Source organism: Actinoplanes sp. NPDC051861 (genome assembly GCF_040681145.1).
GTDB lineage: Bacteria > Actinomycetota > Actinomycetes > Mycobacteriales > Micromonosporaceae > Actinoplanes.
Genome location: NZ_JBFAYE010000015.1, coordinates 148,988 through 173,253, shown reverse-complemented (window position 1 = coordinate 173,253; position 24,266 = coordinate 148,988). Strand labels below are relative to the sequence as shown.

Below are 24,266 nucleotides of genomic sequence, written 5' to 3'. Positions count from 1 at the left end.
AGGGGGCGTCGCATGTCAGTCACCCAGATCGATCTGGACGACGAGGCCCTGGCCGAGGCAATGCGGCTGTCCGGAGCCAAGAGCAAGAAGGAAACCGTCAACCTGGCCCTGCGTGAGTACGCGGCCCGCCATCGGCGGATCGCCGCACTCGAACACCACGCGGCGGCAGCACTGCACTGGGATTACGAAGGCTGGCACGACCTGCACAACGCCGCCAAGGCACCGCCTCAGTGATCCGCTACCTGATCGACTCGTCCGCAGCTTGGCGAATCCTGCGCGACGAGACCCTCCGGGCCGCGTGGGCCGACGCCATCTCCGACCACGCCATCGGATCCTGCCACCCGCAGCGCACCGAGTTCCGCCGTTCGGCGCGAGACCTGACCGAGTTCGAGGCGATGACGTCGATGTTCGCCGATCTCTACCCGGACGTCCCCGTGCCCAAGAGCGCCTGGCAGTACATCGACTCAGCCCAGTACCGGTTGCTCCGTGCCGGCGCACACCGGGCACTCTCCTGTGTAGACCTGCTGATCTGCGCCTGCGCGGCCACCGACAACCTGACGGTCCTGCACGATGACAACGACTTCAAGACCGCGGCCCGCTACCTGCCCGACCTGTCCGAGCGCCCAGTCCTCAACACACCCTGACCGCTAAGGGAGGCGAGCCGGGCCGCCGCGCTTCGCGCGACATCCGCGTCGCCGCTGAGAAGCGCAGCCACCTCGCCCGGCAGTCCTTTCGGTTGTGCGCCGTACCGTTCGTGGACAACTCGTAGCGCCTCGGCGCGAGGTGCCTCCATGTCGGTCTCGATCCACACCGGGTCCCGGCCGGTCATGGCGAACCAGATCGTCATACCCAGCGCGTGCAGGTCGTCGGCCGCGTCCGGGGCCTCCCCACGGCACTGCCGGGCGGGCGCGAAACCCGGGGTGCCGCCCTCGAAGTGCACACCGTCATAACTCGCGAGGCCGAAGTCGACCACGCTCACGCGCTCCCCTCGGAGAACCACGTTCTTCGGCGCCAGGTCGCGCAGCACGACGCCTCTCCGGTGCAGGTCGAGCAGGATCGCGGCCAGATCCGCGGCCAGCCGGCGCAGGGTTCGGGCACTCATGCGCCCGCCGGCCCGCCGCACGGCGTCGCGAAGGTTGGACGGGCCCTCATCGCTGAGAGCCAGGAACTCGTCCGCGCCATGCCGGAAGTGGTCCAGGAGCCTCGGCACCCCGGTCATTCCGTCGACGGCGTGGAGCACTCGGCGTTCGTTGCGCAGCCGCAGCCGCGTGTCGAGGCTTCCGTTCTCCTCCGCGACGTAGGCCCGCGCCTGCTTGATCACCACCGGGTCGCCGCTGACGGTGTCGACCGCCCGCAGTACGTCACCCCGGGCGGACGACTGAATGACGTCGCACACGCGGTAACGGCCACCGAACAGGACCGGTTCCGGAATCCTGTTGGCCTCGGACGCGGCCTGACCGGTGAACGGGTCGACCGTCCACGGCGGCTGCCTGTACACCAGGGTGGCCGCGCCGTCGAACTCCGTGCCGTCCGGTCCCCGCATGGGCTCGTCGGCCTGGGCATCCGGCCGCTGGAGGAACGGGCCGTAGCGGTAGTAGACCGGAGCGGACGCGTCCACCCGGCGGTCACTGAGAACCCGGGGGCCGCCGACGCCACTCAGCAAGGCGACCAGGCGCAAACCAAGATCACGCGTACGGTCCTGGTCCGGATAGACGGTGATGGCCTTACCGACGAGGGCCGGCGCGGAGACGCCGTCGTTGAGCCGGCGCAGCACCTCCTCGGACACCGCCAGCTTGAACGGGCACCGCTCAGCCAGCAGGACCGGAACCACTACGCGTACCACGTCGACATAGGCCACGGCGCGTGCGGAGATGTGCAGCTTCCACCCGTGCTCGGGCAGTTCGGCAGCCGGCGGGCTGACCCGGACCCACGTCGGGGTCGTGTCAACGCGAAAGCCGGGGGCGGCGCTCTCCCGGACGAGACGCTCGATGACGTCGACGCGTCCCAAAGAACCCACCCCCGGCTACGGCTAACCGAAGGTCAGCTGGCCGACGCGGTGCTGATGACGCCGAACCGGGTCCATTCCTTGCTCCGCTCGCCGGCGTCCATCGTGCCGAAGCGGGTCCATTCCTTGCTCCGCTCGCCGGTGCTCATCGCGCCGAACCGGGTCCACTCCTGGCTCCGCTCACCGGCGCTCATCGTGCCGAACCTGGTCCACTCCTGGTTGCGGTCCCCGGCGGAGGCGGTCGCCAGACCGGCCGCCGGCTCCACGGTCTCGCTGCCGGCGTCGCGCGGCTCCAGTTCCTGCAGGACGTCCATTGAAGTCTCCCCTCGTGAGTGCTTGCCGTTCCGCGCCTTGCGGCGGGAACGATCAATCGATGCGAGTATATGAGCCCCGGATACGGTCGGCCAGCGCGAGATCAAGGAGAACGGCAATGAGCGTTTCCTTTCCCCACGTCGACCCAGGGTTGTACGGGCGGCAATGGGCTGCCGACTACGACCAGCCGTCCGGCGACGGCGACGACACCGAGCCCGCCGTGGCCGCCCTGCGGCACCTCGCCGACGGCGGTCCGGTACTCGAGGTGGCCGCCGGCACCGGACGGGTGGCCATTCCACTGGCCCGCGGCGGCCTCCACGTGACCGCCACCGACGCGTCGCCGGAGATGCTCGACCAGCTACGGGCCAAGCCCGGCGGCGATCTCGTCGACGCCCGGCTCGACGTCCTCCCCGGCATACACGGCGACGATCAGTACGGGCTCATCTGCATCCTCGTCAACTCGATCTGGGTGATGCAGAGCGCCGAGGAGCAGGCCACGTTCCTTCGCAACGCCGCCGCTCACCTGCGACCTGACGGCCTGCTGCTGATCGAGATGGGCGTGGTGGACACCTCCGGTCTGAGCCGCCCACGCCAGTTCACCAATGGTCAGGGCAGCTGCCACGTGGAGACCACGTGGGATCCGACCACCCAGCGTGTACACCACCGATACCGGTTCGAGGAGACGGTCTCGCCCTCGCAACGAGACGTCTACCTGCGCTTCCTACTGCCGGAACAACTGCTCACCATGGCCTCCACAGCCGGTCTCGAACCGCGATTCACCTGGACGGACTGGGCGGGGAACCCCTTTCAGCCCGACAGCCGATGGATGATCGCCGGCCTGGGCCGTGCCGAGCCGGCGAACACCCGTCGCTGAGCGTCAGGTACTACTTCTTCCGGGCCGGGTAGGCCGCGTCGACCTCGACCTCGACCAGCCATCCGGCTACCGGCAGGTTCTCGACCTCGAGCGCGAACCGCGACGGCCGGGCGGGGTTGGTGACCATCGGCGGGGCCGGGGCGGCCGAACCGAGCGGCACGTCAACCGGTTTGCCGGTGGCGAGGCTGGTGTTGGCGAAGAACTGCCGGTACGCACGATTCCAGCCGGCGAAATCCATCCTCTCCTCGCCGGCGGGGTTCTGGAGGAAGACACGCATCGTGATGACGTCGTCGTAGGACAGGCCAGCCTTGGCAAGGTTCTCCCCGATGCGGCGCAGAACGTTGATGCCCTGCGCCTCGGTGATCGTCACGCCCGGCGGCAACTGCCCGACGACCAGGTCGACCGGGTCGATGTAGCGGGCCTCGGTGCCGGCCGGGGCACCGGAGTTGAGACCGCCGGGCCCGAGCCCGCTGGTCTTGTAGATCGCCGTGTCACGGCCGATCGCCACCCCCTCGGCGATCATCGGGTTGTCCTGCCCGGCCGGCAGTATCGAGACCGTGGTGCCGGGCCGAGGTGGGAAACGGCTGCCGGCGACCGCGGCCGTCGGCGCGACCACGCCGGCGGTCAGGGTCACCGCCAGGGCGATCTTGGTACGGGTGCCGAGCCGGCCGAATCCGCGCATCAGGCGGTCACCCTCTCGTGGATCTGCTCGACGGTGGCGCGGGCCGAGGTGATGGCGCCGTGCTGCCAGGCGATGGCGTGGCTGAGGTGGTCGCCGGCGAAGTAGACGTTGCCGGTCGCCTGCAGGAGGCTGCGGTAGCCCGCTCCGGTCTGGCCGCCGGCCGCGCTGGGCCAGCTCACCCAGGCCGCCTCGGAGAACTTCGCCGACGCCCAGTCCTGGCTGAACGACGCGATGATCCCCTCGCCGTAGACGTCGCCGAAGATCTTCCTGCCCTGTGCCGTCGCCTCGGCGAGCCGCTGTGCCGGGGTCAGTTCGCCGTAGAAGTTCGCGTTGCCGCCGGTGTTGTAGTAGCCGATCATCGTGCCGGTCCTGCCGTGGTATCCGTACGACGGGTGCCACATGTTGCCGATGTTGGTGTTGGCGTTGGTGATGCCGCCGTAGATACGGAAGTCCTCCTCCCACCAGCGGCGGTCGTACTCGATGCCGAGTTTGCCGGCGTTGGTCCGGCTGACCGAGCCCAGCGCCGCGACTACCTCGGCGGGCAGGTTGCTGGGGATCCTCGCGGCGATGTGCGGCGGCATCGCGTTGACGGCGAAGTCGGCGGTGACGGTCTTCGGGCGGCCCGAGGTCGTGTAGGTGACCGCGACGCCGTCCGTGGTGTTCCGGTACTCCACGACCTCGGCGTTGTACCTGAAGTTCCGGGCGCCGATCGCCTCGGCGAAGGCGTACGCGATGCGATCCATTCCGCCGATCGGCTGGTACATCAGCATCGCCTGGTCGAAGCCCATCTCGAAGGAGAAGTAGTTGCCCAGGGTGGAGCGGAACAGGTCGGACAGTTCGTACTGCGGCAGTGGGGTGCCGGCCTCGAGGTGGGCGCCGGGCTGCGGGGCGTATCCGCGGCGCCCGCCGCCGGCGTACTCGTTGGCGGAGTTGATGGCGCCGAAACTACGCAGATAGGAGATCAGGGCGTCCTTGTCCGCGGCGGTCAGCTCCGCGTCGAGGGCACCCTGGCTGGTCGCCTTGGCCAGCAACTCGGCCGTGTAACCGTAGGCGTCGGCCTTCACCGCACGCTGCCGGACGGGTACGCCGTTGAGGCCGCCGGGGACGTTCTCGCGGTAGAGGAAGGCATCGGCGTTCTGGTTGGTGAAGACCTCGATCGGGACGCCGAGTTCCTTGCAGTAGTCGAGCGTCACATGCATCTGAGGGATGCGCCCCGGACCGGCGTTCATGTACTGGCCCTTGGAGAAACGGGCCCGCTGCGTCTGTCCTTTGAGGTCGGTGAACGTGGTACCGCCGCGAACTGTCCAGTTGCGGCCGCCGGGACGGTCCCGGCCCTCGAGCACGGTGACGGAGTAGCCACCCTTGAGCAGCTCATAGGCAGCCGTCATGCCGGCGATGCCGCCGCCCATGACGATGACGGATCTGCCTCCGCGGTGTCGCAGGGCGTCCTTCGTGAGCGGGGTGAACGGCGGGGTCTCGGCAGCGTTGGCCGCGGTGGTGAGGCCGAGAGCTCCCATGGTGTGGAACATGACTCCCGCGCCACCGGTGATACCGATCTGGCGGAGGAAGTCACGGCGTGTCTGGCCCAACGGGGAACCTCCCGAGGTCAGGGATCTTGCCCGGACGCTAGGTTCGCCAGATTTCAGCGCCGCTGCCCTCGTGTGTCCACAGTGTTGCCATAGCCGATCGTCGATGACGAGAGGCCCACCGCGACCGATCATCGCGGTGGGCCTCTTGACGGGCTGGAACCAGGCGCCCTGTCAGCGTGCCTTTTCGATGGACGAGGGACGAGCCGAGAGCCGCAGCTCTCCCCACGGCATGAAGTCGATCGTCACTGCTTCCAGCAGGCTGCCGACCTCAGGGAAGTCCTCGGGCGTCACCTGCTCCCCGGCCTCCCGGAGGAGGACGAAGTCGATGAAGGCGGGAACCCCCTCGACCGGCGAGACCGTCTCGACATCCACGCCGAAGTGCTGGCGATGTTCCGTGACACGAACCGTCACGATCTGGAACTGCGTCAGCCCCGCCTGTTCCCAGAGATCCATTGCCTCAGTCTTCCCATCGATAACCCTGGTAGTAGTTGATCCACTTGCGGTCGGCGATCATGGAGTTGAACAGCGGGATCTTGTCCCGCGGGATCAGCCATTGGAACTCACCGGGCTTGTTGTCGTGCGTACGCTTGTACTTCTCCGCGGGGAAGTGCTCGAGGAACTCGGGCTTCATGGTGTATTCCCAGTACCCGTCCTCGTAGATGCCCTGGACAGCGTACTGCTGGGCCACGTCCTCGGTGTCTCCGAGATAGGCCGTGCCCGGGTGGCGCCCGTTGTCCGGGTGGTTCGCCGGGTCGAAGCCGTTGCGCTCCACTTCCTTGTTGCCGCGGTGCGGCGCGCGGTAGACCTTGACCTCTTCGCCACCGCCCTTACCGCCGCCGGCCTTGCTGGAGCCGCCGCTGCCGCTGGAGCCGCCGCTGCTGCGCTTGGACGCACCCGACTCACCGCCGGCTTTGGCGCCGCCGCCCTTGCCCGCGCCGCTCCGGCCGCTGCCCGCTGCCGAGGAGACCTTCGGGGCACTCTTCGACTGGGCCTGTTTCTGGACCTCGTTACCGGTCTTCTTGGTGGCGTTCGTGGCCTTGTTGCTGACAGTGTTGACCTTGTCAGCGGCTTTCTTCTTGGCGGCCTGTGCTGCCTTTTTCGCCCTCTCGATCGCCAGTTTCTTGGCCTGCAACGCCGCGGCTTCGGCAGCCCTGGCTGCGGCCAGGACGGCTTCGGCGGCCTTCTTGGCGGTGCGCCAGGCCTGGATCGCGGCGATGGTGCGGTCGATTGCCTTCAGCACCGCCGGGATCTTGCCGAGCTTCGCCCACGGGATGGCCCCGATGATCAGGCTGCCGCAGGACCACATGTCACCGCCGAAGCAGTTCATGGCGTCGGTGAGGCCGATGAAGTCCGCCAGCATCGACCAGGCCGCGGACAGGATCACATCGGTCAGCGACCGGTTCGCGTTGGCCTGGGCCTCGGCGACCTGCGCCGCGGACAGACCCGCGCCGGCGAGAGCGGCGGCCATCTCGGTCGGGGTCAGCGAGATCGACAGACCGGTCGGGTCGGAGTGCGTGACCGGGTTGTTGTGGGCGTAGGCGTACCCGTTGGACTGCATCGGGTCGGCGAGGTCGGTCACCGGGTCAGCGGACAGGAAGCGGCCCACCGCCGGGTCGTACAACCGGGCGCCGAGTGGCGTGTAGCCGGACGAGTCGTCCCGCGTCGCGCCCAGGAAACCGTTGTTGGTCTGCATGTTCAGCGCGAGCGGGGCAGCGCCGCGCTCGTTGCCGAACGGATCCTGCTTGCGGATCCGCATGGCCATGGTGCCGCTGAGATAGATCTCCGCGTACGGGGTGCCCTGGTGATCACTGGTGAGAGCGATCAGTCCGGGCGCACCACCGCCGAGGGAGTACCGCACCACCGAGCCGCCGGGAACCGAGTATCCGCGCTGGGCGTTGACCTGCGCGCCGCCTGCCTGGACGGTGAGCTGTGCCTCGCCGAGGTTCAGCGTCGCCTGCTTGCCCTGGATCGTGAGCAGCCGGGCGCCGTCCGGCCCATAGATGTGCGTGGTCTCGTTCTGCGGACTCCACACCTGGCCGGCGTTGCCGCTCGCGCAGGCCGCGAGTACGACCGGCGAGTTGTTCGCCGTGGCGGCGACACAGAGGTTCGACGCCACGTGGGTGAGCTGCCCGGTCGCGTTGCGGCGGAACTGCTGGGCGGTGGAGCCGTCACACTTCTGCTGCAGGATGCCGGAACCCGCGGTGTTGGCGGACGGCTGGATGCACCAGGCGCCGTCGTACTGGGTCAGCGCGCCGAGGTTGGCGTCCGCGCCCGGGGCCGGCTTGAAGCTCCACTCCTGGGCCCGGGTGCCGTTGCAGCCCCACAGCTGCACCTTCGTGCCGGCGGCGGCCGCACCGCCGTCCACGTCGAGACAGGCGTTGTTGAGGCCGAAGTAGGCGCTCCGGCCGTTGGACCCCGCGCCGGTGACGCGCTCGACCTGACCGTCGTACGTCCAGGACAGCTCCTGCTTGTCGCCGTTCTGCACCGACGTGACCGACACGGTGTCACCGGTCAGGTTGTAGAGCCGCTCCGCCTCGGCGGTGACCTGCGCGCCGGCCGGGGTGGCGTACTTCTTGGTGACCTTGGTCAGCGTGCCGGGCTGGCTGCCGTCGGCCTTGCCGTACACATAGGTGCTGGTCGCGTCCTTCGCGGTGTTGCCCGTGAGATCCTTCTCGACCAGCTTGGTGCGGTTACCGAGCAGGTCGTACTCGTACTCCTGCCAGTAGCCGGCGTTGTCCGTGCCCGCGGCGACGGTCGCGGCGGCCGGCGCGGCGGCGCAGGACTCCTGGTCCTTCGAGGTCCAGGCCTTGGTCAGCTGGCCGATCGTGTCGTACGTCAGGCACTGCCGCTCCTCGATACCGACCGACCGCTCGCGGATCGAGGTGACGTTGCCCGCGCTGTCGTAACCGTAGGAACGGTTGGACGCCAGCACACCGGTGACGATCCGCTTGTCGTCGGTCTTCTCCCGGTAGACCTGCTGGCCGGTGAGAGCGCCGTCGGCCTCGTCATAGCTGTTCAGCGCCCACACCCGGTACGGCTGCGCACCGAGGGCGGAGCGCATGAGCTGCCCGTACGGCGAGTACGCCGTCTCCGAGCCGTACCAGTCGGCACCGGAGACCGTCAGCGGCATGCCGTCCTTGGTGTAGCGAGCGATGATCTTCTCGCCGGCCAGGTTGCCGACCGCCGGGAGGCTGACCGTCTCGGGCAGACCGGTGTCCGTGTAGGTGTAGCCGTAGGTGTACGACGTCTGCAGACCCCACGTGGAGGCGATGTCCGACGGCAACGTCAGCGTGGTTCCGGTCGGCTGGTAGTCGCTCGTGTACCCGGCGATGGACTGCTTGTAGGCCTTGCCGTCGGTGTACCGGGTCGCGGTGGCCGGAAGGCCCACACCGCCCGGCGCGGTGTCATAGGTGTACTCGGCCCGCAGGTCGGTGAGCTCCCAGCCGACATACTGCTTGGTCGGCCGGGACAGGCCGTCGTAGGCGGTGACGACCGTGGTGCCGTGCGCGTCGGTGGTCGAGATGACCCGGTCGCGGTGGTCGTAGACGCTCGTCGTCCTGCCGGTGTTCGGGTCGTTCGCCTCAACCATGCGACCGCGGAAGTCGTACTTCCACGACCAGAAGTTCTCCGCCTTCGCCTCGGAGTTGGTCGCTTTGACCATCTGGCCGCGGGCGTTGTAGTCGTACCGCATGGAGGTGTATCCGGCCGCGGCGGCGCCGTTGAACGTGTCCACTCGCGACGTGCGGCCCAGCGCGTCGGTGAAGACACGGTACGAGGCGGCGCCCGTCGGGTTGCGCACGATCGACCAGTCCGCGCCGTACTCATACTTGCTCGCCCGCGCCGGGGCCTCCTGGCCGCGGAGAACGGGTGTCTCCTGCAGGACACGGCCGAGGCCGTCGTAGGTGTAGCGAGTGGCGTTCGGGACGGCGATCTCGGAGTCCGGAGTGAACAGGTTCCCGGACGGGCTACCGCTGGTGAAGTAGGCGTTGTTGGTCTGCCACACCTCGCCCGAGCTGTTGTACAGCGTGTCCGTGACCAACCGGCCACCGCCGGTCGCCGGCTCCTGCGACTGCCGTTCCCGGCCGAGGCCGTCGTAGATGGTCACCGACGTCTCGATGCGGTTCTCGTGGCCGCGCGCCTTGGTGGTGATGTACGGCGGCTTGCGGACCCCTTCGGCGTCCGGCTTCGAGATCGTGTACGTCGCCTCGAAGTCCGGGACCGCCGCACCCGCCCGGCCCGGTGCCCAGCCCTTGACCAGCCGGCCGAGGGCGTCGTACTCGGCGGAGCTGACGTGGTTGTTCGCGTCGGTGGTCTTGACCGTCACGGCACGACCGGGGTCGAGTTCGCGGGTCTGCTTGTGCTTGAACCCGTTCTCCTCGGTCACCTTGAACGCCTGGCCGGTGGCCGGCTCGTAGGTGATCTTGTTCTCCTGCATGTCCGGGTCGAGGAACTTCACGACCCGGCCGATGTCGTCGAAGTAGTACGCGCCGTTCCACTCGAACCCGGATCCGTCGCCCTTCAGCGACCACGACTGGCTCGCCAGACCACGGGTCTCGTCGATCAGCGGCTCACCGTACCCGCTCCAGTCATAGCTGACCCGGCTCGCCGACGTCAGCGACTTGAGGTTGTCCCAGGTGGCGGCGGCACACGTCGTCGGGCTGCTCCGGACCTGCTTGGTCAGGCCGATCAGATTCTTCCCGGTGTGGTGCGCGTACTCCAGGTAGGTACAGGACTCGTCGCCGGTCTTGCCGAGGTCGCCGAGGGACTCGACGTGTGTCGGCAGCCCGTAGTTCGAGTCGTAGGTCGTCCTGGTCTCGACCTCGCGCAGGGTCCGCTTGTCGTCACCGGTGCCGGAGGACTTCGTAAATGTCCTGTGCCGGGCGTCGGTGACGCGCCAGGCACGCAGCGGGCTGATGCCGGTCCGGGCCCGTTCGGCCAGCTTGGTGGCCTGCGGGTAGGTGATGCTCCGGGTCAGCCAGTCACTGTCGGCGTCGTCAGCCGACGCGTAGGTCAGTTCCTCGGCGATGCGCCCGGCGAAGGGTTCGGCGTCCTTGGCGATCTCCGCCCCGGTGATGTCCGTCATCGACACCGTGTCGCCCAGGCCGCGGAAGTACCGGGTGACCGCCTTGGTGCGCTTGCTGCCGATTGACGCGTCGTCCGCACCGGTGATCACGGTCGTCTGCTCGAACCCGGCGAAGCTCGACCAGGTCCGGGTCGACTTCTTGGTGAACTCGGCCTCGGCGACCTTCCAGCCGGCGTTCTTGTAGGCGTAGTTGGTGGTGGTGCCGACCGCGCCGTCGACGGCGGGGAGCTCTTCGATCGACTCCACCACGTACTTGTGGAACCAGCTGATGTCCTCGACCGCGCCGTCCGGATGCCAGAACACCGGGTAACACAGTCGGTCGTTGGCCTTCAGTGCCGCCGAGTCGTCCTTACCGGGGAGGTCGACGCCACTCTTGCACTGGCCTTCGGGCTTCTTGTAGCTGACGACGGTCTCGCCGCCGTATTCGTTGATCACCCGGCCGACGCGCAGGCGGGAGAAACCGGGCCGGGGGTCCGGCTTGCCGTCCTTGATCTCCGTGACCCGGTTCGGCATGTCATCGACGTTGGCCTCGAACCGCACCGGGTTCAGCGCGGCGGCGGTGCCGTTGGCGGCGTAACCGGTACGGGTGATCGACTCCAGCCAGAGCGCGGTGTTCGGACCCGTCCGCAGCTTCGGGAACGACTGCTTGAACTGGTACTCGTCCACCTTCTGCCGGGTCGCGTTGCCCGACACCCGCTGCGCCGACGTCGTGATCTTGTCCAGCCGCTTACGCGAGAAGAACGACGGCGCCGCGTTCCAGCACTTCTTGCCCGCCTCACACCGCAGGTCAGCCGGGGTGTCGTACCAGATCCGGAATTTGCCCGGGTCCTTGCTGGTGAAGTTCTCCTCGGTACAGCTGACTCCGCCTTCGGCGAAACACCGCTCGGAGACGGTGAACGCGACACTCGCCGGCGCCGTCGCGGTGAAGATGTTGCCGGCCCGCTGCCCGTAGTCGATCCGGGTCAGGTAACCGCCCCGGTGGTAGGAGACCGGCGACTTGAAGTCGAAGTTGCGGGCGTAGTAGTTGGACTCCCGCGCCCACCACAGGCTCATCGCGTTGCCGTGCACGTCCTCGACATAGTCGAGCGACCAGCGCCAGCCCTGCGCACAGAACGACTTCTTGAAATCGTCCAGTGTCGGACCCTGGTAGCAGGGCTCGTTCGGGTGGTTGCCGTACACGGGCGCGGTCAGGACGGAGTTGGTGACATCCTTACCCTCCGACCAGCCCGGCAGCCGGTTCATCCCGAAGTGATACTTGGTGCCGTCCTTCGTGGTGACGATCCAGAACTCGCCGTCCTTGTCACCGTTGGCCCGGCTGGTCTCCTTCTTCAGCTCGATCACCGAGCCGTCACCGTTGGCCGTCGTCCACTTCCCGCCGGCGAACACGAGCTCGGTGGTCATCCCGCCCAGCGACAGGGTCGCGTTGTCCGAACCCCAGCACAGGTCACCGATGCCGTGCTTCTCGTTGTTCGCGCCCGCGGTCTTGGAGTCCTGCCGGCAGTTGGCGTAGGTACGGGTGATCGATCCGGCCGCGTAATCCCAGCCGTCACCGATCCACGACGCCTGGTTGTTCGACGCCGACGTCCGGCCGTCCACCGACTGCGACGAGTAGCCCAGCGAGATCTTCGGCGCCAGACCGCCGGCGGTCTCGGGCACCTGCACCTGGTACGAGTACGTGAACGCGCCGGAGGACGAACCCGCCGCCCACGAGCCCGACGACTGCAGCGGGGTGGCGGTGTAGTCGCCGGCCGCGGAGGCGCCGGTGTCGAGGGCGCCGACCACACCGGAGCCGCCCGCGGCAGCCGCGCGAGCGACCATGCCGCCGGTGCCGCCGGTGCCCGGGTCGGCCAGGAGCTGCCCGATCGGCACGTTGCCCGTCACGACGCGCCGCGAGGCGGTGGTCGTCGGCGTGTCGTCCGCAGCGGCAAACGTCCTGGCCAGCGGGGCGGAGGACGGGAGCACCTCGACCTCGCTCGGCACCGCCTGCGCCTGGGTGGTGAGGGCCGCCGGCTCCTCCTCCTCGGCGGGGACCGGCGTGCACTCCCCGGCGCCCGGCGAGTCGTAGACGCAGTCCGGCAGGGTCATCAGGCCGAACCGGTCGGCGGCCTGCGGGCCGTAGAGGTCGGCGAACTCGGTGTAGTCGACGCTCAGCGTGACCTCAGCGGCCGGGTCCACGGTGGCCGGCGGGGTCACCTTCATGATCAGGCCGGCCACGTCAGCGTCCTGCGAGGACTCCGGAGCGGCCAGGTCGATCTTCCAGGTGCCTGCCACAGCGGCCGGGTCACCGCCCGCCGGGACGCCCAGCGCGACCGGCAGATCCCCGACCGGCGCCGGCTCGTCACCGGCCACCGCCCCGGTGAGATCCAGCGTGCCGGTGCCCTGTTCCCAGGCATCGACCTTCTCCGGTAGGTACTCGTCGGCGGGCACCTCGGGCGCGGTGGTGAGGTTCTCCTCCGCGCCCTCGTCCTCAGCGATCGCCGCCGTCTCCGGCAGATCCGGCAACTCGACGACCGCGTCGTCACGGTCCATGCCGGCGCCCGGGATCGCGAACGCGGCGGTCGGCAGGCTTGTCACCGCCAACACGGCCGACATGAACAGCACGATCGCACGGCGCCCCCATCGGAGGCGTAGGTCCCTCGGGACACCCGTACCACGCATCAGCGCGACTCCCACCAGGCATGAGGACAAGAAGAAACGGTGCACGAACACCAGGAGGCACACGCCGGGCAAGGGCGCATGCGAGGGGATCCTGTCCGCCTGCGCCGGGGATTCTCAAGGTCACATACAGTGATGATCGTCGCTGGCAAGTGACATCCGTCACCGTCTATTTGTTGCCGAAGCCGGACAAGATCATGAAGCTGCCCAATTGGGGCAATGCTGCGGATCTCGTGTCGCTTGGACCAAAAAATCCGGCATAAGCACCTGAATTGGACGTAACTCTTTTGATCTTCCTTAAGTCGGTCACGGATAGATAACGGTCACGGGATAGACGGCTGGCTCTACGTCTTGCGATCGTGAGCGCGCTCTCTGCCCCACGGCCTGCCGTCCGGGGTCGTTTGTGCTGCCCAATCCGCCTGGTCCCCACGGGAGTAGACCGCTGTGACCGCGCCTCGCCTGCTCAGTCCGTTCGTGCGTACGCGCACCAGGCTGGTCTGCACCGGCCTGCTGCTGGCCGCCACCCTGACCGTCGCCTCGATTCCCTGGTGGCCCGACGGCGCCGAAACCTCGCCGGCCGACCGCGTGGAGGGCGCCCTTCCGGCGCTGCCCGCCGTCACCGGCCTCAAGGACGAGGCCACCGCCGTGGCCGAAGCCCTGCGCACCGGCAAAGAGGTCCTCGTCGAGAAGTCCACCACCGCGACGTCCCAGACCTGGGCCCGTCCGGACGGGCAACTGCGCAGCGACTTCACCGCCGTACCGCAACGGGCGAAGACCAGGACCGGTAGCTGGGCGCCGATCGACAACACGTTGAAGGCTGACGGGCCGGCGGTCACCCCGGTCAACCCGTACACCCCGGTGACCTTCTCCAACGGCAGCGAGGAGGACGCCGAGGAGACGGTGCTGGCCGAGGTGCGGGCGAAGGGCCACACCATCACCTACAGCTGGCCGGGGCCGCTGCGGCAGCCGACCCTGACCGGTTCGCGTGCGCTGTACCCGGAGGTGCGCCCGGGTGTCGACCTGCTCGTGGTCGTCCGTCAGGAAGGCGGCTTCGGCTCGATTCTGATCGTCAAGAACCGCGACGCCGCCAAGAACGTCGGCACCCTCACCTACACGCTGCGCTCGGACACCGCCGTCTTCAACCACAACGCCACCACCGGCGGCGTGCTCATCGCCGACGCCAAGACCGGCGCCGAAGTCGGCGACATCCCCACCCCGATGGCCTGGGACGCCGCCGGTAAGGACCCCGAATCGCCCGAGGCCGCCCGCACCGCGGTGGCCACCACCGACGACGTGCTGCAACTGTCCGGCCTCGGCGGCGCCGAACCCGGCGCCCGGCACGAAGCCATGCCCACCCGTCTCGACGGTGGCGGTACCGGCAACGTGAAGTTGCACCTGGACGCCGCGGCGACCGGGCTGCTCACCGGCGCCGACGTCCAGTTCCCGGTGTTCCTCGACCCGACGCTCAACACCGGTGAACAGGCCTGGCTTTTCGTCTCCAAGTCGCACGCCAACAGCAACTTCATGAACGGAACCGGCTACAACGGCGGCACCACCGACGCCCGCGTCGGCCACGAGGACGACAGCGGCGTCACCGCCCGCTCCTTCTGGCGGATGGCCTACGCCAACATCAAAGGCGCCACCGTCAGCTCCGCCACCTTCAAAGTCCTCAACAACCACTCCTGGTCCTGCACCAACCGCGAATTCCAGATCTACATGACCGGCGCCGTCTCCACCGGCACCACCTGGAACAAGCAACCCGCCTGGAGCTACATCCAGCAGAAACTCTCGTTCGCGCACGGCTACAACAGCTCCTGCTCCGACGACTACGTCTCGGTCAACGTCAAGGACGCCGCCCAGCGCGCGGCCGACGCCGGCGCCACCAACATCACGCTCGGCATGCGCGCCAGCACCGAGACCGACACCCTCACCTGGCGCAAGTTCCAGGCCAACACCGCCACGCTGAGCGCCACCTACAACCGCAAGCCCGGCAAGCCCACCGACGTCACCACCACGCCCGGCGGCACATGCGTCGTCGCGAGCGCCACCCGGACGCTCGCCAAGACCAACATCGTGCTCAAAGCGCGCTCGATCGACGCTGACGGCAACCTGTCCAAGCTGCGCTTCCGCTGGTGGAACACCACCTCCGCCGCGCCCGTGGTCACCGGCGGCACCGCGGTCACCCCGGACGCCAACGGCTGGGCGAGTCTCACCATCGCCACCACGACGCTGACCGACAAGGCGAGCTACAACTGGGACGTCCGCGCCGAGGACACCAGCGGCGCCGTCTCCGAGCGCTACCCCAGCGACACCACCACCTGCCGGGTCACCGTCGACGCGTCCGCGCCACCGGCGCCCGACGTCACCAGCGTCGACTTCCCGGAGGCCACCGCGGACGGCGGCACCTGGTCGGCCAAGAAGTTCGGCCAGACCGGCGGGGTCACCTTCGAGTCCTCCGGCGCGACGAAGTTCACGTACTCGTTCTCCGGTCAGGACGTCAAGACCGTGACCGCGACGAGCGGCGCGGCCACCGTGCCGGACCTCAAGCCGCGTAACGCCGGCCCGAACTCGCTGGAGGTCGTCGCCTACGACGCGGTCGGCAACCCGAGCCCCAGGACCGCCTACATCATGTACGTGATGCCGAGCGACGTCGCCGACGCACCGGGCGACCTGACCGGCGACAAGATGGCGGACCTGCTCCTGATCAACGGTGAGGGCCGGCTGCGTACCTGCCCGAGCCAGCCCAACGGCGGCCTGCACACGTGCCTGGTCTCGTCTTACCGCACCGGCGGCGCCCTCGACCCCACCGGACACTGGACCGACCCCTCCACCGGCGCGGCGGCGCTGATCGCCAAGCACTCCGACGCCTTCCCCGGCGACGGGACGAACGATCTGTTCGCCCGTACCCACGACGGCTTCTGGCTCTACCCCGGTGACGGCTACGGCAGCTTCAACGTCGACGACCGCATCAAGATCATGCTGCCGTCCGGCACCCCGGCGCCCAGCACCTGGATCCAGATCAAGGCCGTCGGCGACGTCACCGGCGACAAACGCTCCGAGCTGCTCGTCCGCGCCGCCGACGCCCTCTACGTTCTCAACGGCTACACCGGCGCCAGTTTCCAGTCGGTGACCCTGATGAGCCAGGGCTGGAGCCGCTCGGACATCGTCAACCTGGCCGACGTCGACCTCGACGGAACGCCGGACCTGACCTGGCGGCATCTCGACACCGGCGTGATGTACGTGCGCCACGGCAAGCCCGGCACGGTCGCGGGCAGCGTCAATCTGGATTCGCTCAAGACCGCGGCCGCTTCGCTCAAGGGCAGCGACGCGCAGTACGGCACCGGCTGGACGGCAACCAACATCACGGCGGTCGTCGGCATTCCGGACGTCAACGGCGACAAGATCCCGGACCTGTGGGCACGTCGCGGTGACACCGGCATCGTGAAGGTCTACTACCCGAGCGCCACCGACACCGGAACGTTCAAGGACGCGATCATCACGGTCAACTGGGCGGCCATGAAGGGCTTCGCCTGACAGACGAGCCCTCGGGGCCTGGACGGACCGCCATCCGGGCCCCGAGGGCTTCTTCTTGACCTTGACAGCCTACCAACTAGAAGGTAGAAATGTCGCCGTGGCGACGACAGCGGAACGGATCCTGGACAGTGCTCAGGCGCTGGTACAGGTCCGGGGGTACAACGGCTTCTCCTACGCCGACATCAGCGCCGAGCTGTCCATCACGAAACCGAGCATCCACCACTACTTCCCCACCAAGGCCGCGCTGGCCGAGGCGTTGATCGCGCGCTATCGGGAGCAGTTCGCCGCAGCGCTGAAGGAGGTCGACGACAACGCCGGCGGCGCGCGGCAGCGCCTGGTGGACTACGCCGGGCTGTACGCCGCGACCTTTGCCCAGGGCGGCCGCATCTGCCTCTGCGGCGTCTTCGCCGTGGACGCCGAGAGCCTGCCCGCTCAGGTGCGGCGGGCGACGAACGCGTTCTTCGACGATCAGCGGCGATGGGTGGCGGGCGTGCTGGCCGAGGCGGGCGTGCCCGCCGCCCGGACCGGCGAGGCGGCGCAGGCCTATCTGGCCGCCCTTGAGGGGGCCCTGCTCCTGGCCCGTGCTCACGGCCGGCCGGAGGGCACCGCCGCGACCGATCACGATGTGGTCCGGTCGGTGGCGGCGACACTGGTCGACGCCCTGCTCTGAAAACGCACCACCAAGACGGCCGCGCGCGGTATGCGCGCGCGGTGCACTTCCGCATGACCCAGCAACCTTCCAACTAGTAGGTAGTCCCGAAGGAGAACGAAATGGCACAGGACTTCACCGGACGTAAGCTCATCGTGGTCGGCGGCAGCAGCGGCATGGGTCGCCAGGTCGCCGCTGACGTCGTCAGCCGCGGCGGCAGCGCTGTCGTCATCGGCTCCCGCCCGGAGCGGGTCGAGAAGACCGTGGCCGACCTGGCCACGCGGGGCCAGGCGTGGGGCATGACCGCCGACCTGCGTGATCCCGCAGCAGCCGACCGGGTTCGCCAGGACCTGGCCGGCCAGCACGCTGACGCGACGCTGCTGGTCAATGCGGCCGGAGTGTTCAAACCGCAGCCGTTCCTCGATCACACCGCCGCCGACTACGACAGCTACCTCGACCTGAACCGGGCCACGTTCCTGATCACCCAGACCGTCGCGCGGGGAATGGTGAACAGCGGCGGCGGCGCCATCGTCAACATCGGCAGCATGTGGGCGAAGCAGGCCATCAGCGCAACCCCGTCCTCGGCGTACTCGATGGCCAAGGCCGGCCTGCACGCCCTGACCCAGCACCTGGCCCTGGAACTGGCCTCGCACAGGATCAGGGTCAACGCCGTCTCGCCGGCCGTGGTTGCCACCCCCATCTACGAGGGCTTCATCCCTCCGGCGGAGGTCGAAACCGTCCTGGCCGGATTCGGCCCCTTCCACCCCATCGGCCGGATCGGCACCGCCGAGGACATCTCGGCCGCCGTCACCTTCCTGCTGTCCGACCAGGCCGGCTGGGTCACCGGCGCGATCTGGGACGTCGACGGCGGCGTCATGGCAGGCCGCAACCAGTAGCACTCGAGCACCCGGGGGTCAGGCGTCCGAAAAGGCCGCCTGACCCCACTTCGTAGCCGACGGTTATCGAACCGTTACACGCCGAACTCTTGCTGGACATCTGGCAGGACCCTTATTTGTATAAGGAATTAACAAATATCGATGCGGTCCACTCAGGACAAGGAGAAGCCGTGCTCCGTCCACGCCGTGTTCGCCCTGGAAGAAGCCTGCTCACCGCTGCTCTGCTCGCGTTCACCGTGCTGGCGACCGTCCTCAGTGGTACACCGGCGCAGGCCGCCCCCGCGGCCGCAGCGGAGCCGTACTCCGTCCTGGTCTTCTCCAAGACCGCAGCCTTCCGGCACGACGCCATCCCGGCCGGCGTCGCCGCCATCCAGCAGCTCGGCGCCGACAACGGCTTCACCGTCGACGCCACCGAGGACAGTGCCGCCTTCACCGACGCCAACCTGGCCAGGTACCGCGCGGTGATCTGGCTCTCCACCACCGGAGACGTCCTCGACCCCGACCAGCAGGCGGCCTTCGAGCGCTACATCCGGGCCGGCGGCGGGTACGCCGGCATCCACGCCGCCTCCGACACCGAGTACAGCTGGCCCTGGTACGGCGAACTGGTCGGCGCGTACTTCGCCAGCCACCCCGCCAACCAGCAGGCGACCGTGAAGGTGGAGGACCACGCCCACCCGTCCACGGCCGAGCTGCCGGAGCGCTGGTCGCGTTTCGACGAGTGGTACAACTTCCGGTCCAACCCCCGCGGTGACGTGCATGTGCTGGCCAGCCTCGACGAGACCAGCTACACGCCGGGTGCCGGTGCGATGGGTGCCGACCACCCGACCGCGTGGTGCCAGGACTACGACGGCGGACGGGCCTGGTACACCGGTGGCGGCCACACGATCGAGTCGTACGCTGATCCGGCTTTTCTCGCCCACCTGCTGGGCGGCATCCAGACCGCGGCAGGGCAGCTGGACGCCGACTGCGGCGCCTCGCTGACCGAGAGCTTCGAGAAGATCACCCTCGACAGCAACACCAGCAACCCGATGGAACTGGACATCGCCGGCGACGGCCGGGTGTTCTACGTCGAGCGGGACGGCCGCGTACGGATCATCAAGCCCGACACCGGTACCACGGTGACCGCGGTCGACCTGGATGTCTTCACCGGCAACGAGGACGGCCTGATCGGCATCCGGCTCGACCCGGACTTCGCCGGCAACGGCTGGGTCTACCTCTACTACGCCCGCAACGACGGCGTGGCCCGCAACCTGCTGTCCCGGTTCACCGTCACCGGCGACACCATCGACCCGGCCACCGAGAAGATCGTGTTGCAGGTCAACACCCAGCGCAACACCTGCTGCCACGCCGGCGGGAGCATGACGTTCGACAGCGCCGGCAACCTCTACCTGGCCACCGGCGACAACACCAACCCGTTCGAGTCGGACGCCTTCACCCCGATCGACGAGCGTTCCGGCCGGGCGGACTACGACGCCCAGCGGACCGCCGGCAACACCAACGACCTGCGCGGCAAGGTGCTGCGGATCCACCCGGAGGACGACGGGTCGTACACGATCCCGGCGGGGAACCTCTTCCCGGCGGGCACCGCGCAGACCCGCCCGGAGATCTACGCGATGGGCTTCCGCAACCCGTTCCGCATCGGCGTCGACCCGGCCACTGACACCCTCTACGTCGCCGACTACGGGCCGGACGCCGGCGCGGCCAATCCCAACCGAGGCCCGGAGGGGACCGTGGAGTGGAACATCGTGTCCGCTCCGGGCAACTTCGGCTGGCCGTACTGCATCGGGGCGAACTACGCGTACAACGACTACCAGTTCCCGTCCGGCCCGAGCGGGGCGAAGTTCAACTGCGCGGCGCCGGTGAACAACTCGCCGAACAACACCGGCCTCACCACGCTGCCGCCGGCCGTCAGCGCCACGGTCGACTACGACTACAGCGGCAACGCCCTCTTCCCGGAGATCGGCGGTGGCGGTGCCCCGATGGGCGGCCCGGTCTACCGCTACGACGCCGGCCTGAACTCCGCGCGCAAGTGGCCCGCCTACTACGACGGCAAGGCGCTGCTGGGCGAGTGGAACCAGTCGAAGATGTACACCATGCAGGTGACCGCCGACGGCCGGTCCCTGGTCGACATCAACCAGTTGCTGTCCGGGATGAGCTTCATCCGGCCGATGGACTTCGAGTTCGGCCCGGACGGCGCGATGTACATGATCGAGTGGGGTACCGGCTTCGGCGGCAACAACGACGACTCCGGCATCTACCGGATCGACTACATCGCCGGCGACCGGGCACCGATCGCCGCGGCCGCCGCCACCCCCACTTCCGGGCCTGCGCCGTTGACCGTGCGGTTCTCCAGCGCGGGATCCCGCGACCCCGACGGCGGCGTGCTGACCTACGCCTGGGCGTTCGGCGACGGCGAGACCTCGACCGAGGCCAACCCCACCCATACGTACGCCACGGCGGGCGACTACACCGCGCAGCTGACCGTCACCAACCCCAAGGGCCGCAGCGCGGTGGCGAACGTCCCGGTCACGGCCGGCAACACCACCCCGGCGGTGAGCATCGAGTTCCCGCCGGACGGCGGCTTCTTCGAGTGGGGTGACCAGGTCAAGTACACGATCAAGGTCACCGACCCGGAGGACGGCGAGATCGACTGTGACCGGGTGCGGTTGCAGGTGCTGCTCGGCCACGACGAGCACGCCCACCCGCTGGAGCAGCACACCGGCTGCGCCGGCACCGTACAGACCACACTCGCGTCGGGGCACGGCGCGGAGGCCAACGTCTTCGCCGTCTTCGAGGCCACCTACACCGACGACGGCGGCTCGGGCGGTGCCGGCCCGCTCACCGGGCGGGCGATCGAGCGCCTGCAGCCCAAGCGCAAGCAGGCCGAGTACTACACCAGCACCGGCCGGGTGCCCGGCGGCGTCGGCGGTGGCGACGCGGGCGTGGTCCGCGAGACCGGCAGCGACCCGGCCGGTGGCGGCCAGAACATCGGCTTCATCGAGGACGGCGACTGGTGGTCGCTGGACCCGGCCAACCTGACCGGCATCGAGTCGATCCGATTCCGGGTCGCGTCGGCTGCCGCCGGCGGCCGGATCGAGGTACGCGCCGACGCCGCCGACGGGCCGCTGGTCGCCACGGTCGACGTGCCGGGCACCGGCGGCTGGCAGACGTGGGTCGACGTCACCGCGCCGGTCACCGGCACCAACGCCGGCTCCCTGTTCTTCGTCGCCCGGGACCCGGCGGCCGGGACGGCGTCGCTGTTCAACGTGAACTGGCTGGACTTCCTGGGCCGGGGCGTCACCGAGAACGCGCCGCCGACGGTCACCGCGGTCGCGACACCGGCCACCGGCACCGCGCCGGTCACCGTCGCGTTCGACGGCACCGCCACCGACGCCGAGGGCGACACGCCACTGACGTACGCCTGGGACTTCGGTGACGGCGGCACGGCGACCACCCTGGACGCCAGTCACACGTACCTGGTACCCGGCACCTTCACCGCCACACTGACCGTGACCGACAGTCGCGGTGCCCACTCGTACGTCAATGTGCCTGTAAAGATCGAAGCACCGAACACCTCCTGCTTCGGGGCACGCTCGGACGACTTCCTCGGCAGCGCGCTGGATCGTGACCGCTGGACGGTGGTCCGGGAGAACCAGCTCTACTCGGTCTCCGACGGAACGCTGCGGCTGCCCACCGGCGTGGGCGACCTCTACGGCACCCGCAACGACGCCACCAACCTCGTCCTGCAACCCGCGCCCAGCGGCGCCTGGCAGGCGACCACCAAGCTCACCGTGCCGGTCACCGCGACATACCAACAGGCCGGGCTTCTTGTGTACGGAGACGACGACAACTACGCCAAGCTCGACCTGCTCTACAACGGCGCGCGCACGCTGGAGTTCATCCGCGAGACCGCCGGAAGCCCCCGCAACGAGAGTGGCGACAGCACCGCGGCGCCCGCCGGTGACACGGTGTACCTGCGGCTGACCAGTGACGGGACGACCCTGACCGCGGAGGCCTCCGCCGACGGCACCACCTTCACCCCGGTCGGCCGGTCCGCCGCCCTGGCCGGCATCGAGAACCCGCGCGTCGGGGTCTTCGCCGTCAACGGAGGCACCACCGCGCCGGTGGTGGACGCGACATTCGACTGGTTCCAGTTCACGCCGGACGCCCCGGCGGAACCGGTCGCCCCGTCGGACGAGTTCACCGGTGCCGCGCTGGACAAGTGCCGGTGGAACGCGATCGTCCGGGAGGACCCGGCGGCCTACCGGGTCACCGACGGCGCCCTGCGGATCGACGTGCCCGACGGCGACATCTACACCGCCAACAACACCGGGCCGACGAACTTCGTCCTGCAGACCGCGCCGGCCGGCGACTGGACCCTGCAGACGAAGGTCGACGGCAGCCTGCTGAACGAGCAGTACCAGCAGGCCGGGCTGCTCGTGTACGGCGACGACGACAACTACGTCAAGCTCGACTTCGTCCTCGACAACGCCGCGGGTCAGCCGGTCAGCCGGCGGATCGAGTTCCGCAGCGAGATCGGCGCCGTGGTGCAGGACCCGCAACCGCAGGCCGGCAGCCTGACCTCGGCGGTGTGGCACCTGCGGCTGGCCCGGGCCGGCAACACCTACACCGCCGCGTACTCGTCCGACGGCACGGAATGGACGACGTTCCAGTCGCTGACCAACGCCGCCGTCGGGGCGAGCCCGAAGGTGGGGCTGTACAGCCTGGGCGCCGCCCAGACCGCCTCGAAGACCGTCGCGTTCGACTACTTCCGGGTCAGCGCCGAGAACGCCGACACGACCGCGCCGGTGACCAGCGCCACGGTTTCCGGCACCCCGGTCGAGGGCTGGCACACCGGGAACGTCACGGTCACCCTGACCGCGGCCGACGAGACCGGCGGTAGCGGGGTGGCGAGCACCGAGTACCAGCTCGACAACGCCACCGCCTGGACCGCGTACACCGCCGCCGGTGTGCCGGTCAGCGGCGACGGCACCCACGAGGTGCGGTTCCGCTCGACCGACGCGGCCGGCAACGTGGAACAGGCGAAGTCGGTCACCATCAAGATCGACAGTACGGCTCCGGTCACCTCGGCCCAGTTCGCCCCGGCCAACGACGACGGCTGGCACGCCGGCACCGTCCCGGTGGTGCTGAAGTCGGCGGACGCCGGTTCCGGGGTGGGACTGCTGGAGTGGTCGCTGGACGGTGGTGCCTGGACGCCGTACACCACACCGGTCGACGTGGCCGGGGACGGTTCGCACGAGCTGCTCTACCGCGCGAAGGACCGGGCCGGCAACGCCGAGACGCTCAAGTCGGCGGTCGTGCGGATCGACGGCACCAAGCCGACACTGCTGGTCTCCGGGCTGGCCAACGGCCAGCTGTACGGCGACAGCCAGGACATCCGGACCTCGTGGCAGGCGGTCGACCCGACCTCCGGCATCGAGACCACCACCGGCACACTGAACGGCCGGCCGTACACCAACGGTTCCCTGCAGGCGCTGTACGAGCTGCCGCTCGGCCTGCACGAGCTGACCGTGACCGCGACCGACAGAGCGGACAACAGCACCACGACGACGGTCCGGTTCTTCGTCACCACCTCGTTCCGCGACATGCAGAACCTGCTGGACCGGTTCAAGGCGACCGGACGGCTCTCCACCAAGGCACATCGTCAGCTGTCCACGAGGCTGGACGCGGTCCGGGCCTCGGAGGCCGCCGGCAACGACGAGCGGGCAGTGCGCCAGCTGGGCACCTTCAAGACGCTCGTCAACGACGCCGCTCTGGTCACCGACACCGACGTACGCGACACCCTGCTCCGCGATGCCGACGCGATGATCGAACGGCTCGGCGGCACCACCGGTCAGGCCGGGATCCGAGCGAACGACGGCAAGCCGCTCACCCGCACCGGCCGCCTCGCCGAGGACCCCACCCGGATCTCCCCGAACCGCCCGCTCTGACGACAGCGGCCCCGTCCGTCATCCAGGAAGGAACAG

The 24,266-nt window shown here is 68.9% G+C and carries 12 protein-coding genes and 1 pseudogene; 7 read left to right on the top strand and 6 right to left on the bottom strand.

The window, feature by feature from the left end:
- The first annotated feature begins 12 nt into the window (after positions 1-12).
- Positions 13-234, top strand: a complete 222-nt coding sequence (locus tag AB0M02_RS31970; RefSeq protein ID WP_364233611.1) for a type II toxin-antitoxin system VapB family antitoxin — start codon at positions 13-15, stop codon at positions 232-234.
- Positions 231-644, top strand: coding sequence for a PIN domain-containing protein (locus AB0M02_RS31965; RefSeq protein ID WP_364233608.1), 414 nt, complete (start codon positions 231-233; stop codon positions 642-644). Before AB0M02_RS31970 ends, AB0M02_RS31965 begins: the two co-directional genes overlap by 4 nt.
- On the opposite strand, the gene AB0M02_RS31960 is transcribed toward AB0M02_RS31965, so the two are convergent.
- Together AB0M02_RS31960 and AB0M02_RS31955 are read right to left on the bottom strand one after the other, a co-directional pair.
- The gene (locus tag AB0M02_RS31960) at positions 599-2,008 is read right to left on the bottom strand and encodes a protein kinase (protein ID WP_364233606.1); all 1,410 of its coding nucleotides are present in this window, start codon (positions 2,006-2,008) and stop codon (positions 599-601) included. The genes AB0M02_RS31965 and AB0M02_RS31960 overlap by 46 nt on opposite strands.
- Positions 2,009-2,040: 32 nt before the next feature.
- On the bottom strand, positions 2,041-2,319 hold the full coding sequence (locus AB0M02_RS31955) for a hypothetical protein (RefSeq protein ID WP_364233604.1): 279 nt from the start codon (positions 2,317-2,319) through the stop codon (positions 2,041-2,043).
- Between the two features lie 116 nt (positions 2,320-2,435).
- Here AB0M02_RS31955 and AB0M02_RS31950 point away from each other — a divergent pair, with 116 nt between their 5' ends.
- Positions 2,436-3,191, top strand: a complete 756-nt coding sequence (locus AB0M02_RS31950; protein WP_364233602.1) for a class I SAM-dependent methyltransferase — start codon at positions 2,436-2,438, stop codon at positions 3,189-3,191.
- Between the two features lie 10 nt (positions 3,192-3,201).
- On the opposite strand, the gene AB0M02_RS31945 is transcribed toward AB0M02_RS31950, so the two are convergent.
- The 4 genes and pseudogenes from AB0M02_RS31945 to AB0M02_RS31930 all read right to left on the bottom strand — a co-directional run.
- A complete protein-coding gene (locus tag AB0M02_RS31945) occupies positions 3,202-3,873 on the bottom strand; it encodes a Rid family hydrolase (RefSeq protein WP_364233600.1) in 672 nt (223 codons plus the stop codon).
- The gene (locus AB0M02_RS31940) at positions 3,873-5,390 is read right to left on the bottom strand and encodes an FAD-dependent oxidoreductase (protein WP_364233598.1); all 1,518 of its coding nucleotides are present in this window, start codon (positions 5,388-5,390) and stop codon (positions 3,873-3,875) included. The genes AB0M02_RS31945 and AB0M02_RS31940 overlap by 1 nt, the downstream gene beginning before the upstream one ends.
- A gap of 243 nt (positions 5,391-5,633) precedes the next feature.
- Entirely contained in the window at positions 5,634-5,915 is a 282-nt protein-coding gene (locus AB0M02_RS31935; protein WP_364233596.1) for a hypothetical protein, read from the bottom strand.
- Between the two features lie 385 nt (positions 5,916-6,300).
- Positions 6,301-13,203, bottom strand: a pseudogene (locus AB0M02_RS31930) (ricin-type beta-trefoil lectin domain protein); the annotation flags it as partial.
- Positions 13,204-13,644: 441 nt separating this feature from the next.
- On the opposite strand from AB0M02_RS31930, the gene AB0M02_RS31925 reads away from it, so the two are divergent.
- The 4 genes from AB0M02_RS31925 (at position 13,645) to AB0M02_RS31910 (ending at position 24,230) form a co-directional block, all read left to right on the top strand.
- Positions 13,645-16,734 carry a DNRLRE domain-containing protein gene (locus AB0M02_RS31925; protein ID WP_364233595.1) on the top strand — a complete coding sequence of 1,030 codons (3,090 nt, stop codon included), beginning with the start codon at positions 13,645-13,647 and terminating at the stop codon, positions 16,732-16,734.
- Positions 16,735-16,831: 97 nt separating this feature from the next.
- The gene (locus AB0M02_RS31920) at positions 16,832-17,404 is read left to right on the top strand and encodes a TetR/AcrR family transcriptional regulator (RefSeq protein ID WP_364233593.1); all 573 of its coding nucleotides are present in this window, start codon (positions 16,832-16,834) and stop codon (positions 17,402-17,404) included.
- A gap of 101 nt (positions 17,405-17,505) precedes the next feature.
- Positions 17,506-18,279: an SDR family oxidoreductase gene (locus AB0M02_RS31915; protein ID WP_364233591.1), complete on the top strand. Its 774-nt coding sequence runs from the start codon at positions 17,506-17,508 to the stop codon at positions 18,277-18,279.
- Positions 18,280-18,449: 170 nt separating this feature from the next.
- Entirely contained in the window at positions 18,450-24,230 is a 5,781-nt protein-coding gene (locus AB0M02_RS31910; RefSeq protein WP_364233589.1) for a ThuA domain-containing protein, read from the top strand.
- The last annotated feature ends 36 nt before the right edge of the window (positions 24,231-24,266 follow it).